Origin of the sequence: Nonomuraea rhodomycinica (genome assembly GCF_013363995.1) — a bacterium.
Lineage (GTDB): Bacteria > Actinomycetota > Actinomycetes > Streptosporangiales > Streptosporangiaceae > Nonomuraea > Nonomuraea rhodomycinica.
The window spans coordinates 37,161-50,003 of the sequence record NZ_JABWGO010000011.1 but is presented as its reverse complement, the minus strand read 5'-3'; the positions used below and the strand labels follow the sequence as shown (position 1 = coordinate 50,003).

The 12,843-nt window shown below is 67.8% G+C and carries 12 protein-coding genes; 9 read left to right on the top strand and 3 right to left on the bottom strand.

What is annotated here, in order from left to right:
• The first annotated feature begins 364 nt into the window (after positions 1-364).
• The 3 genes from HT134_RS34055 (at position 365) to HT134_RS34045 (ending at position 5,492) form a co-directional block, all read left to right on the top strand.
• Positions 365-1,873, top strand: coding sequence for a trypsin-like serine peptidase (locus HT134_RS34055; protein WP_175604594.1), 1,509 nt, complete (start codon positions 365-367; stop codon positions 1,871-1,873).
• A 431-nt stretch (positions 1,874-2,304) separates the two neighbouring features.
• A complete protein-coding gene (locus HT134_RS34050; protein WP_175604593.1) occupies positions 2,305-3,816 on the top strand; it encodes a trypsin-like serine peptidase in 1,512 nt (503 codons plus the stop codon).
• Between the two features lie 176 nt (positions 3,817-3,992).
• A complete protein-coding gene (locus tag HT134_RS34045; protein WP_175604592.1) occupies positions 3,993-5,492 on the top strand; it encodes a trypsin-like serine peptidase in 1,500 nt (499 codons plus the stop codon).
• A gap of 3 nt (positions 5,493-5,495) precedes the next feature.
• On the opposite strand, the gene HT134_RS34040 is transcribed toward HT134_RS34045, so the two are convergent.
• Positions 5,496-6,854 carry an NsdA family TPR-like regulatory protein gene (locus HT134_RS34040; RefSeq protein WP_175604591.1) on the bottom strand — a complete coding sequence of 453 codons (1,359 nt, stop codon included), beginning with the start codon at positions 6,852-6,854 and terminating at the stop codon, positions 5,496-5,498.
• Positions 6,855-7,030: 176 nt separating this feature from the next.
• Complete coding sequence (locus tag HT134_RS34035) at positions 7,031-8,236, bottom strand: NAD(P)-dependent malic enzyme (protein ID WP_175604590.1); 1,206 nt, start codon at positions 8,234-8,236, stop codon at positions 7,031-7,033.
• A 280-nt stretch (positions 8,237-8,516) separates the two neighbouring features.
• Here HT134_RS34035 and HT134_RS34030 point away from each other — a divergent pair, with 280 nt between their 5' ends.
• The 4 genes from HT134_RS34030 (at position 8,517) to HT134_RS34015 (ending at position 11,490) form a co-directional block, all read left to right on the top strand.
• A complete protein-coding gene (locus HT134_RS34030; RefSeq protein WP_175604589.1) occupies positions 8,517-9,374 on the top strand; it encodes an ABC transporter substrate-binding protein in 858 nt (285 codons plus the stop codon).
• A gap of 3 nt (positions 9,375-9,377) precedes the next feature.
• Entirely contained in the window at positions 9,378-10,217 is an 840-nt protein-coding gene (locus HT134_RS34025; RefSeq protein WP_175604588.1) for an amino acid ABC transporter permease, read from the top strand.
• On the top strand, positions 10,214-10,957 hold the full coding sequence (locus HT134_RS34020; protein ID WP_175604587.1) for an amino acid ABC transporter ATP-binding protein: 744 nt from the start codon (positions 10,214-10,216) through the stop codon (positions 10,955-10,957). Before HT134_RS34025 ends, HT134_RS34020 begins: the two co-directional genes overlap by 4 nt.
• Positions 10,958-11,055: 98 nt before the next feature.
• Positions 11,056-11,490: a CGNR zinc finger domain-containing protein gene (locus tag HT134_RS34015; protein WP_175604586.1), complete on the top strand. Its 435-nt coding sequence runs from the start codon at positions 11,056-11,058 to the stop codon at positions 11,488-11,490.
• A 6-nt stretch (positions 11,491-11,496) separates the two neighbouring features.
• Here the strand turns inward: HT134_RS34015 and HT134_RS34010 are convergent, their stop codons facing one another.
• Positions 11,497-11,796: a S24 family peptidase gene (locus HT134_RS34010; RefSeq protein ID WP_175604585.1), complete on the bottom strand. Its 300-nt coding sequence runs from the start codon at positions 11,794-11,796 to the stop codon at positions 11,497-11,499.
• A 90-nt stretch (positions 11,797-11,886) separates the two neighbouring features.
• Here HT134_RS34010 and sodN point away from each other — a divergent pair, with 90 nt between their 5' ends.
• Together sodN and HT134_RS34000 are read left to right on the top strand one after the other, a co-directional pair.
• The gene (sodN, locus tag HT134_RS34005; protein WP_127936219.1) at positions 11,887-12,288 is read left to right on the top strand and encodes a superoxide dismutase, Ni; all 402 of its coding nucleotides are present in this window, start codon (positions 11,887-11,889) and stop codon (positions 12,286-12,288) included.
• Between the two features lie 127 nt (positions 12,289-12,415).
• Positions 12,416-12,841, top strand: coding sequence for an ATP-binding protein (locus HT134_RS34000; RefSeq protein WP_175592534.1), 426 nt, complete (start codon positions 12,416-12,418; stop codon positions 12,839-12,841).
• The last annotated feature ends 2 nt before the right edge of the window (positions 12,842-12,843 follow it).

Genomic DNA, 12,843 nt, shown 5'->3' with positions numbered 1-12,843 from the left:
ACATCGCCGGGGACGCCGATTCAGAAGATCATCCGGCTCGGAGGCGAAGTTAGACGGAGTTGGAGCCCGATTTGGTTCCTGTGATCTACATCACATACACGCGAACACGTAGCGTGATGTCCGTTTGATCCACCTTTACTCCGCCGTTACGAAACCGCGCGATACCCAGCGAAAACGTGACGCCTTGATCACTTTGGGCAAAGATCACTGACTGGTAACGGAAGGGTCACGGCGGTAAGGGTGCCTACCGAATGGGGCAAACCGGCTTCCACCTGCAAAGATCACCGCGCTATGTTCCTTGCTATCCCTTTACTGACGCATGGGACGCATGTTGCGACCCACGACAGACCAAGGAGCAGTTCCCTTGAAGCGCATCCTCATCCCCGCCGGTGGCGCCATCCTGGCTACCGGCCTTCTGGCTGCCGGCCTCGCCGGCACCGCCCAGGCCGCCGGAGACGTCGCCACCGACCCGATGGCGAAGAGCGCGGCCGACGCCAAGGCCATCGCCCAGTACTGGGCCGAGAGCAACGGTGCGGCCCTCAAGGCCGCGACCGAGTCCAACGTCTGGGACAAGAGCGACGTCGCCAAGCTCCAGAGCAAGGGCGGCTACAGCGCCGACACGAAGCCGGGCTCGGCCTCGCCGATCGGCCAGGAGAAGAAGACCACGGTCAAGGTTCAGAACGTGAACCTGCCGAAGACCATCGGCAAGGTCTTCTTCGTCAACAGCAAGGGCGAGAAGAAGTGGTGCTCCGCCACTTCCGTCCAGTCGAAGTACCGCAACCTGGTCGCCACGGCCGGCCACTGCGTGTACGACACGGCCGGCAACACGGACGTCATGTCCAAGTGGGTCTTCGTCCCGGGTTACTACCAGGGCAAGTCGCCGTGGGGCATCTACGTCGGTAAGCAGGCGTTCACGCACTACGACTTCGACGTGTACGAGGACTACGACCGCGACTACGCGTTCGTGACCGTGTACAACGGCATCCAGTTCGGCGGTGCCACCGCCAAGCAGGTCTCCAAGGCCGACTTCGACAAGTACCAGGGCATCAAGGATGCCAAGGACGTGGCGATCACCGAGGCCGAGTACCAGAAGTGCAAGGACCTCAACGGCGGCGAGACCCCGGACTGCTGGGCGAAGACCGACACGAAGATCGAGGCCGTCGGCCCCGACTACCCCGGCGCGGTCAAGGCCTTCACCGAGGTCACCAAGGAGCAGTACGACGCGGCCCCCACGGGCTCGGGCAACAACACCAAGGCGCCCCGTCAGACCAAGACGGAGAACGTCACCAAGTCCGAGTACGAGAGCTACAAGGGCCCGGGCTACCGCAAGATCGACGAGCGGGGCAACTACACCATCACCCACTACTTCGTGAAGAACTGGGTGAAGAAGACCGACCTCAAGGGTTACTACAAGACCGTCTTCTACATCATCGAGGGCTTCGCGAAGGACGCCGGCCGTCTCGGTGACAACGTCGGCGGTCAGGGTGTCGCCTGGAACCAGCCCACCGGCAAGTACGTCCGCGTGTTCGGCTACCCGGCCGCCGCGCACCCCGACGGCAACAAGAACTTCACCGGCATCACGCCCAAGTGGTGCTACGGGAAGACCTCGAAGAAGCTTGTCGGCTCCGCCGCCAAGAAGATCGAGGAGCACATCGCCCTCAAGTGCTCGATGACCGAGGGCGCCGACGGTGGTCCGTGGCTGCTCAACTACAGCAACACCAAGCGTCTCGGCTACGTGAACGGTGTCACCAGCACCTTCAACGACCAGGACGGCAACGGTCGCGTCGACTACATCTCCTCGCCGTACTTCGACGGCGAGACCGCGGCGATCTACAAGGCCGCCTCGAACGTGTGGTCCGGCAAGATCCTCTAAGTAGCGCACCCCGATCGGGCTGACCCGATCGACCCCGCGTTCACTCGTCAAGGGCCCGGCATCGCCGGGCCCTTCGGCGTTCCCGGAGAAAGTGCGGACCGTTTGGACGCAGCGGAGGCTCATACGGTGCCATCCGAGCGGTGTGATGTGCGTCACATCCATGCCGACGGGGTCTGATCGCCGACACCTCGCCCCCAGCAGTCACTCTGATCACTCGCTCGTGTTGATCAGGGAAAACGGGCGCGTCAGGCACACCGGACAAGTCGTGGCGATAGCCGATCTAAACATCACAGAACGATCACGGCCGACAAGCCCCCTGTTTTCCTTCCAAAGTGGCTACCGCAGCCCAAGATCGCGCCTGTATCTTCTGGCTATCCCTTTACTGACGCATGGGACGCAAGAGGCGTTCCACGACAGCGCAAGGAGTTACCTTGAAGCGCATCCTCCTCCCCGCCGGTGGCGCCATTCTGGCCACCGGTCTGCTGGCTGCTGGTCTGGCCGGCACTGCTCAGGCCCAGGGCGACGTCGCGACTGACGCTCTGGCCAAGACCGAGGCGCAGGCCGCCGAGGTCGTCGACTTCTGGACCAAGTCGAACAACGCCGCGCTGACGCAGGCCGTTGCCTTCAACCCCGACTCGCTCGAGGTCAAGAAGATCAAGAGCGGCGGCGGCTACTCCGCCGACACCAAGCCGGGCTCGGCTCTGCCGATCGGCGAGGAGAAGAAGGTCGCGGTCAAGACCCAGAACGTGAACCTGCCGAAGACCATCGGCAAGGTCTTCTTCGAGGGTCGCGACGGCAAGCTGTACTGGTGCTCCGGCACCTCGATCCAGTCGCAGTACCGCAACCTGGTCGCCACGGCCGGGCACTGCGTCTACGACATGGCCGCCAACAACGAGGTCGTGAGCCGCTGGGTCTTCGTCCCGGGCTACTACCAGGGCAAGACGCCGTTCGGCCTCTACGTGGGTAAGCAGGCCTTCACCCACTACGACCTCGACGTGTACGAGGACTTCGACCGCGACTACGCGTTCGTGACCGTGTACAACGGCATCGGCGGCCCCAACGCCGGCGCTCCGAAGCAGGTCTCCAAGGCCGACTTCGACAAGTTCGGTGGGCAGAAGTTCACCAAGGACATCGCGATCTCCGAGGCCGAGTACACCAAGTGCAAGGACCTCAACGGTGGCGAGACCCCGGACTGCTGGGCCAAGCCGTCCACCATCCAGGACACGGTCGGCCCGGACTACCCGAACGCCGTCAAGGTTCTGAAGGAGGTCTCGGCGGAGGACTACGCCAAGGCCCCCGAGGGTAAGGTCAACGGCGGCAAGGCCACCGGCGCGACCTACACCGAGTACGTGACGGAGTCCCAGTACAAGGGCTACACCGGCCCGGGCTACCGGAAGATCGACGACAAGGGCAACTTCACCATCACCCACTACTTCGTCAAGTACTGGGTGAAGGAGACCGCCAAGGTCGAGTACCTCCGCACCGAGTTCTACATCGTGGACGGCTCCCTCAAGGACGTCGGCCGCCTCGGTGACAACGTCGGTGGCCAGGGTGTGGCGTGGAACCAGCCTGCTGGTGCCGTCGTCCGTACCTTCGGTTACCCGGCGGGCCCGCACCCCGACGGCAACAAGCCCTACACGGGTGTCACGCCGAAGTGGTGCTACGGCAAGACCGAGTCCAAGGTTCTGCAGATCCCGGCCAAGAAGGTCGAGGAGCACCAGAGCCTGCGTTGCCCGGTGACCGCCGGCTACGACGGTGGCCCCTGGCTCGCCAAGTACAGCAACGCCAAGCGTCTCGGCTACGTCACCGGTGTCACCAGCCTGATCGTGGACACCGACAGCAACGGCCGCTACGACAAGATCACCTCGCCGATCTTCGACGGCGAGACCGCCGCGATCTACAAGGCCGCTGCGGCCGTGTGGTCCGGCAAGCTTGTCAAGTAGTTCTTGGCGGTACCGAACGACGACCCTGGGTCATCGTTCACCAGCTTGACCCGAAGGGCTCGGCTTCTGCCGGGCCCTTCGGCCTTTTCCGGGTCTTTTGGTACGGACCCTTACCTAAGTGACCTGAGGGTCGATAGGGTCTTACGAGACACTTGACAAGTTTGTGGAGCCCCCCAGTGAAGCGCCTGCTCGTACCCCTCGCCGTCGCCGGTCTCAGCGCCGCCGCCCTCGCCACCCCCGCCACCGCCGCGCCGAGCTGGGTGAGCGACCCCCTCACCCCCAAGCCCGCCGACGCCTACAGCTCCGCGTACTTCTGGCTGGACGCCAACGGCGCCGCCCTGAAGAAGGCCACCGAGTTCCGCGTCGACGCCAAGGACGTGCCCAAGCTGGTGCACCCCCAGACCACCTCGGCCGACGGCAAGCCCGGCATGGCGGCCCCGACCGGCACCACCGGCGCCGCGCCCAAGTCCAAGAACGTGAACCTGCCGAAGACCATCGGCAAGGTGTTCTTCCTCGACCGCGCCGGCAACCAGCGCTGGTGCTCCGCCACCTCCATCCAGGCCAGGAACCGCAACCTGGTCGCCACGGCCGGCCACTGCGTCTACGAGCAGGGCAAGGACGTCTTCGCCAAGTGGGTGTTCGTCCCGGGCTACTACCAGGGCAAGGCCCCGTTCGGCGTGTACGCGGGCGCGTACGCCTTCACCGCCTACGACCTCGACACCTACGACGACTACGACGGCGACTTCGCGTTCGTGGCGGTGCACAACGGCTTCGAGCTCGCTGGTGAGAAGACGGTGTCCAAGGCGGAGTACGACAAGTGGGCCGGCGACAAGTGGGCCAAGGACGAACCCATCGACGCGGCCACGTACAACAAGTGCGTCGACCTGCACGGCGGCGAGACGCCCGACTGCTGGGCGAAGCTGTCCACCCTCACCGACGTCGTCGGACCGTCCTTCCCGGGCAAGAAGCGGGCCTTCAAGGAGGTCGCCAAGGAGGACTTCGACAAGGCCCCGACCGGTGACGGCAACGGCGCGCAGGAGCCCGCCAAGACTGTCGTCGACCACGTCACCCAGAGCGAGTACGAAGCCTACAAGGGCCCCGGCTACCGGAAGATCGACGGCAGCGGCAACTTCACCATCACCCACTACTTCATCGGCTACTGGGTCAAGGAGAGCGCCAAGACCGACTACTTCAGGACGGTCTTCACCCTCGGCCTGGCCAAGGACGCCGGCCGGCTCGGTGACGTCGTCGGCGGGCAGGGTGTCGCCTGGAACCAGCCCATGGGACAGAAGGTGACCGTCTTCGGCTACCCCGCCGCCCCGCACCCCGACGGCGACAAGCCCTTCACCGGCCTGACCCCCAAGATCTGCGCCGGCCGGACGGGCACCAAGACCTACCAGGTCAACATGTTCAAGGTCGAGACGCACCAGGTGCTGAAGTGCTCGATGACCGGCGGCTCCGACGGCGCGCCGTGGCTGCTGCGCTACGACAACAACAAGCGCACCGGCTACGTCAACGGCGTCACGAGCCTGTTCCACGACCAGGACGGCAACGACCGGATCGACTTCATCAGCTCGGCCTACTTCGACGGCGAGGTCGCCGACGTCTACAACAAGGCGAACTACGCGGCGACGAAGTCGATCGTCGGCCCCAACGGTGAACTGATCGGCAGCTGAGGGTCAGACCGGCGCGAGGGCGCGGGCGCGTTCGTACAGGGACGTGACCGCGCTCTCGCGCCGGTACGGTTCCAGCCGCCGGCGCAGGTCGGTGGCGTAGGAGCGGGACCTGACCGACTGGAGCTCCCCGGCCAGGTCCAGAGCCCCGGCCGCCACCCCGCACGCCTCCTCCAGCTCGCCGCACTGGAGCAGCCCGGCGGCCAGCAGCGACAGGTTGAACATCCGGCCCCGCACGTAGCGGCCGTCCATGTCGAGCGAGCGGCGGGCCTGGCGCACGGCGCGCGGCCCGTCGCCGAGGTCGCGGAAGCAGTGGGCGAACTTGGCGGCGAGGTAGGCCTCGTCGAAGTAGCCGAGCCAGGCGGGCTCGCGGCCCGGTGAGCGGCGGTCGAAGGCCAGCTCGGCCTGGTGGAGGCTGGCGCTGCACGAGCGGGCGTCGCCGAGCCCGGCGTGGGCGTGGGCCTCGAGCACGTGGCAGGAGGCCATGAGCGTCTGGACACCGGAGCGCCGGGCCGCGAGCTGGGCGGCCCTGGCCAGGTCGAGGGCGTGGGCCGGCTGGCTCATGTAGATGGCCTGGTGGGCCATGCCGGCCAGGATCTCGCCGCCGAGCGCGTCGTCGCCCGCTCCCCTGGCCAGGCGCAGCGCCTGGATGAGGTAGCGCTGGGCGAGGCCGTGCTGCTCCAGGTCGTAGGCCATCCAGCCGGCCAGCCGGGTGAGCTCGGCCGCGGCGGCGGCGAGCTGCTTGCCTGTGGCCTCGCCGTACGTGCCGTCCTTGAGCAGCGGCCCCACGGCGGTGTCGAGGTACTTGACCACGGAGGCGCGCACGCGCCCGCTGCCGAAGCGGTTGTCGAGCTCGCCGAACGAGCGGGTCACCTCGTGGATGGCCGCGATGTCGGCCCGGCCGACGCGGCGGGTGCCGCCGCCTTCGAGGCGGCCCTCGGATGGGGATGTCAGCCAGCGCACGGCTCCCACGGAGCCTGCTCCTATCGCGAACGTGGAGTCGATCAGGAATCTCCTTCTCTCCACGTCGGCCCGCCACAGCGCCGTCACGGTCGCGACCCCCTCCTGCCACGTGTGCGTGAACTCTTGCCCGAGGTCGAGGGGGGTGATGATCGTCGGCATGCCCAGGTCTTCGGGTCGGACGGGCCTGCCGAGCCGGAGCGCGAAGATCTCGCTGAGCAGCGCCGGCACGGGCTCCCTGGGCCGCTGGCCACCGATCCATCGCAGGACGGAACTGTGGTCGTACTTCAGGCCCGGGGTGCCGCGCGCGGCGCCCAGCTCGTTGAGGCGCCTGGCCAGCCCTTTGTGGGAGAACCCCGACTCCGCGATGAGCTGCCGCAGCAGTCTGTTGGGCTCGCGTGTCATCGCTCTCCTCACCGCGGGAGTGGAGCCGGCCACGTCGTGGCCTCCTCACCGAGGGAGGCGGGAGCCGGCGTCCTTACAGAGGGCTCCTGTTATAGCACGCTGAGTAAAGGAAGTTTTGCGCTTTCCCGATGCTCGCGCGAACTATCCGGACGCCGGCCCGGCAGATCCTGTACGCGTCAGCCCTTGACGCGGGCGACGCCGTCCTTCCTGGCCTGCTCAGCGACGGCCGCGGTGACGGCGGGGGCGACACGCTCGTCGAAGGGGCTGGGGATGACGTAGTCGGCCGCGAGGTCGTCGCCCACGACGGCGGCGAGCGCGGTGGCGGCGGCCACCTTCATGTTCTCGGTGATGGCGGTGGCCCGGACGTCGAGCGCCCCGCGGAAGACGCCGGGGAAGGCGAGCACGTTGTTGATCTGGTTGGGGAAGTCGGAGCGGCCGGTGGCGACCACGCGGGCGTGGCGGGCCGCCACGGACGGCGCCACCTCGGGCGTGGGGTTGGACAGCGCGAACACGATCGAGTCGGGCGCCATGGACGCGATGGCCTCCTCCGACACGGTCGAGCCGGACAGGCCGACGAACACGTCGGCCCCGGCCAGCGCCTGCTCGGTGGAGCCGGTGTGAGCGGCGCGGTTGGTGTCGCGGGCCAGGGCGGACTTCACCGGGTTGAGGTCGTCGCGGCCGGAGTGGATCATGCCCTTGGAGTCGGCCACGGCGATGTCGCCGATGCCGGCCTCCAGCAGGATGCGGGTGACCGCGACGCCGGAGGCGCCGGCGCCGGCCACGACGGCGCGCAGGTCGCCGAGCGTGCGGCCGGTGAGGCGGGCGGCGTTGGTGAGCGCGGCCAGGACCACGATGGCGGTGCCGTGCTGGTCGTCGTGGAAGACGGGGATGTCGAGCAGCTCGCGCAGGCGGTCCTCGACCTCGAAGCAGCGCGGGGCGCTGATGTCCTCGAGGTTGATGCCGCCGAAGGAGGGGGCGAGCCGGACGACGGTCTCGACGAGCGCGTCGACGTCGGTGCAGTCGAGGCAGATCGGCACGGCGTCGACCCCGGCGAACTCCTTGAACAGCAGCGCCTTGCCCTCCATCACGGGCATGGCCGCGGCCGGGCCGATGTCGCCGAGGCCGAGCACGGCGGTGCCGTCGGAGACGACGGCCACGACGTTGGAGACCCACGTGTAGTCGTGGACCAGCGACGGCGTGTCGGCGATGGCGGTGCAGACCTGGGCCACCCCGGGGGTGTAGGCCAGTGACAGGTCACCGGCGTCGCGGACCGGGATGGTGGAGCGGACCTCCAGCTTGCCGCCGCGGTGCAGGGCGAAGACCGGATCGACGTCGAGTGAGGCGAGTGAGGACGATGCGGACGAGGCAGGAGAGGCAGTCACAGAGAGACCCCAGTAGTCATCGGACGGACGAAGGACCTTCGGCAGACGGCGCGAGAGGCCTGGCTTCGGTAGCCGCCAGGGTCCCCTCCCGAACGTCTCGTGAGGGGTTACGGGGGTCACCCGTCGCCCCATAGTGCCACACGCCGAGACGACCACAGGTATCGCCATCGACGCCGTTCCGTTGACGCATTGTTAAATGTCCGATGGCGGAGCCGGGCAACCTGCCACTTAAACTTCACCAAATCCGACTTTTTGGCATATACCCTTGAGGAGGCCTGACATGGCCCTCTGGCCCAGGAGCAGCCGTGGCCAAGCCATCGGCGCGCTCGCCCTGACCGCCGTCCTGGCGCTGTCCGGCTGCGGCGGCGGTTCGGGAGGCGGCTCCACCTCCGCCACCACCGGAGGCGGCAATGCCGCGGGCGGAGCCAAGCTCGTTCACCCGGGCAAGCTCACCACCTGCACCAACATCCCGTACGAGCCGTTCCAGTTCAAGGACAAGGACGGCAAGATCGTCGGATTCGACGTGGACATCGTCGACCTGGTCGCCAAGAAGCTCGGCGTCACGCAGGACATCGTGGACATCGACTTCGCCGTCATCAAGAGCGGCGCGGCCATGGCCACCGGCAAGTGCGACGTCGCCGCCGCCGGCATGACGATCACTCCCGAGCGCAAGCAGAACATCACGTTCTCCGAGCCGTACTTCGACGCCACGCAGGCCCTGCTGGCCAAGAAGGGCACGGGCGCCAAGTCGCTGGAGGACGTCAAGGCCAAGGGCCTCAAGCTGGGCGCCCAGGCCAGCACGACCGGCCTCGACTACGTCAAGAAGCAGGGTCTGGACCCGACCGAGTACGCCGACAGCTCCAAGGAGCTGCTGGCGCTGCAGGCCGGCCAGGCCGACGTGATCGTCCAGGACCTGCCGGTCGTGCTGACCTGGCTGAAGAAGCCGGAGATCGCCGCCAAGTTCGAGCTGATCGCCAGCCTCGACACGGGCGAGCAGTACGGCATCGGCCTGAAGAAGAACGCCGACCCGGTCCTGCTCAAGACGATCAACGACACGATCACCCAGGCCAAGTCCGACGGCACGTACGAGAAGATCTACGTCAAGTGGTTCGGCAAGAAGCCCGGCGAGCTGGGTTGATCCATGACGGATCGCCTACCACCACCGGTGGCGGCCGAGCCGGGCGGGAAGGCCCGGCTCAGCCCGCGTAAGAAGCAGCGCATCAGCCGCGCGATCCAGTACGTCGTCCTGGTCGCGATCGCCGTCGGCATCGTCCTGTACGCCGACTGGGGCAGCCTGGCGGAGAACTTCGCCAAGCCCGACGTGGCCGGCAAGGCCCTGCCCGAGCTGTTCACGGTCGCGCTGCGCAACACGATCATCTACTCGGTCGGCGGCTTCATCTTCTCGTTCGTGCTCGGGCTGGTGCTCGCGCTCATGAGGCTGTCGACCGTCCGGCCGTACCGCTGGATCTCCACGCTCTACATCGAGATCTTCCGCGGGCTACCCGCCCTGCTCATCTTCCTGCTGATCACCTTCCTGCCGCTGGCCCTGCCGGGCTTCGCGGTGCCCGGCGGCACGTACGGCCAGGGCATCCTGGGCCTCGGCCTGGTCGGCGCGGCCTACCAGGCGGAGGTGTTCCGGGCCGGTCTGCAGGCGGTGCCCAAGGGGCAGGTCGAGGCGGCGCGCTCGCTCGGCATGTCGGCCGCGCGGGCCCAGATCACGGTGATCATCCCGCAGGCCATCAGGATCGTCATCCCGCCGACCACCAACCAGTTCGTGGCCCTGCTCAAGGACTCGTCGCTGGTGCTGTTCCTCGGCGTGTCCGGTGAGTACGTGGAGCTGGCCAAGTTCGGCAACGACCTGGCCTCCCAGTACGCCAACGCCACGCCGATCATGGTGTCCGGCCTGACGTACCTGCTGGTGACGATCCCTCTGGGGCACCTCTCGACCCGACTGGAGAAGCGGGAGGTGAGGGCTCGATGACGCACGCCATCGAGATCAGGGACCTGCACAAGCACTTCGGCAAGAACGAGGTGCTGCGCGGCATCGACTGCACCGTCGAGACCGGCCAGGTGGTCTGCGTGATCGGCCCCTCCGGCTCGGGCAAGTCCACGCTGCTGCGCTGCGTGAACCTGCTGGAGGAGCCGACCCGGGGCAAGGTGCTGGTGGAGGGCGTCGAGGTCACCGACCCCGACGTGGACATCGACGCGGTGCGGCGCCGCATCGGCATGGTGTTCCAGCAGTTCAACCTGTTCCCGCACATGACCGCGCTGCAGAACGTCATGATCGCCCAGCAGCGGGTGCTCAAGCGCGGCAAGAAGGAGGCCGAGAAGGTCGCCCGGACCAACCTCGAACGGGTGGGCATCGGCGACAAGGCGGGCTCCTACCCGGCCCAGCTCTCCGGCGGCCAGCAGCAGCGCGTGGCCATCGCCCGGGCGCTGGCCATGGGCCCCCACCTCATGCTGTTCGACGAGCCGACCTCGGCGCTCGACCCCGAGCTGGTCGGCGACGTGCTCGCGGTCATGCGCAAGCTGGCCGAGGAGGGCATGACCATGCTCGTGGTGACCCACGAGATGGGCTTCGCCCGTGAGGTCGCGGACCGGGTCCTGTTCATGGACGGCGGCGTCATCGTCGAGGACGGGTCGGCCGACCAGGTCATCGGCGACCCGCAGCAGGAGCGCACCCGCACCTTCCTCAAGCGCGTGCTGCACCCCGAGGGCTGACGCGCGAGGACGGATGAGGGGCGGCCACCTTCCGCGGACCAGGGTGGCCGCCTCTCCTGCGGGCGTCACAGCGCGGCCCAGCCGTGTAATACTCCGGCATGGACTTGACCTCTTACGCCGAGTGGGCGGTCCGTCTCGTCAACGACCCCGACCCGCCGCCCCCGCTGCGGGAGCTGCGCGACCAGCTCGCCGCCGTCTTCGACGCCGGGGACGAGGCCACCGTGGCGGCGCTGCTCAACGTGCTGCTCGTCCTGCACCCCGTACGGCCGCAGCTGGCCGCCCACGACGGCCGCGGCTGGCACCTGCACCTGGCCGAGGACCCCACGGACAACCCCGCCGCGGGCGCCGTCATGGGCCTGGCCGCGGTGGTCGCCGAGCACGGCGCCGAGCGGCTGGGCCGCTGCCAGGACCCCCGCTGCGGCCGGGCGTTCCTCGACACCTCCTCCAACCGCTCGCGGCGCTACTGCTCCTCCCGCTGCGCCACCCGCGCGAACGTCGCCGCCTACCGGGCCCGCCGCCGCGGCGGTCAATGAGGCCGATCACTCCCGCGAACGCCGCCGCGGCGGCCAGTAGCGCAGCACGACCCGCCCCACCACGTCGGTGACCGGCCCGAAGTCCCAGCTGTCGCGCCGGCCGGAGGCCCGCTGGTTGTCGCTCTCCAGCCACCACCCGTCGTCGCCCTGCCATGCGGCCCGCTTGACGATCAGCCGGGAGGAGTCTCCGGGGAGCCGGGCGACCACGATGTCGCCGGGCCTGACCGGGGCGCCGCGCCGCACCAGGAGCCAGTCGCCGGGCAGCAGCGCGGGGCGCATCGAATCCCCTTCGACACGCACTCTCATACGCCGAGACCCCCTCCGTCACGGGCCTTGCGACCCGAGTAAGGTCGGTAAGTGGACCAAGCTGACTCAGCATCAAGGAAGGACCTTCTGATGCTCGCACGACTGCTACGACCCAAGCACGTCGCCTCCGCGCACTGCGACCTGCCCTGCGGCGTCTACGACCCCGCTCAGGCGCGGATCGAGGCGGAGTCGGTCAAGGCGATCATGGAGAAGTACGCGGCCAACGAGGACCCGGTCTTCCGCGCTCGCGCGCTGACCATCAAGGAGGAGCGGGCCGAGCTGGTCAAGCACCACCTGTGGGTGCTGTGGACCGACTACTTCAAGCCCCCGCACCTGGAGCAGTACCCCCAGCTCCACCAGCTCTTCTGGGACGCCACGAAGCTGGCCGGCGCGGCGGGCGCCAAGGGCACGGTCGACGTCGCCAAGGCCGAGGACCTGCTCGGCAAGATCGACGAGATCTCCAAGATCTTCTGGGAGACCAAGGCCGCGTAGAACGGCGCAAAGGCTCTGTGTGGTTACCCGCTACACAGAGCCTTTTCCGTTGTTGGCGAGTCTGAATCGTCCAAGCACCTCTCAGGGGCGGTAAGTTGCAGTCAGCGTCGTATACGCGAGGAGGAACGTGACCGAGGAAACCGAGACGCGCATGGAGGGCGAGACCGGCATCCGGGACGTGGTGAGCATCAGGCTTCCCGCGGCGAGCGCCTACCTGTCCGTGTTGCGTACGGCCACGGCCGGGCTGGCCGCCCGGCTCGACTTCACGCTCGACGAGATCGAGGATCTGCGGATCGCGGTCGACGAGGCGTGCGCCATGCTCCTGAACGAGGCGGTCCCGGGCACCGACCTGACCGCCGAGTTCGAGCTGACCGGGCAGGAGATGCAGGTCAAGGTCGAGGTGGCGACAGTCGGCAGCTCCGCGCCCAAGCGCGACGACTTCGCCTGGATGGTCCTGACCGCCCTGGCCGACGATGTGGAGGCGGTTACCGACTCTCCCGACCGCATGGCGATCGTCCTGCGTAAGCGCCGAGGCGCGGCGAGGCCGGCGTGACG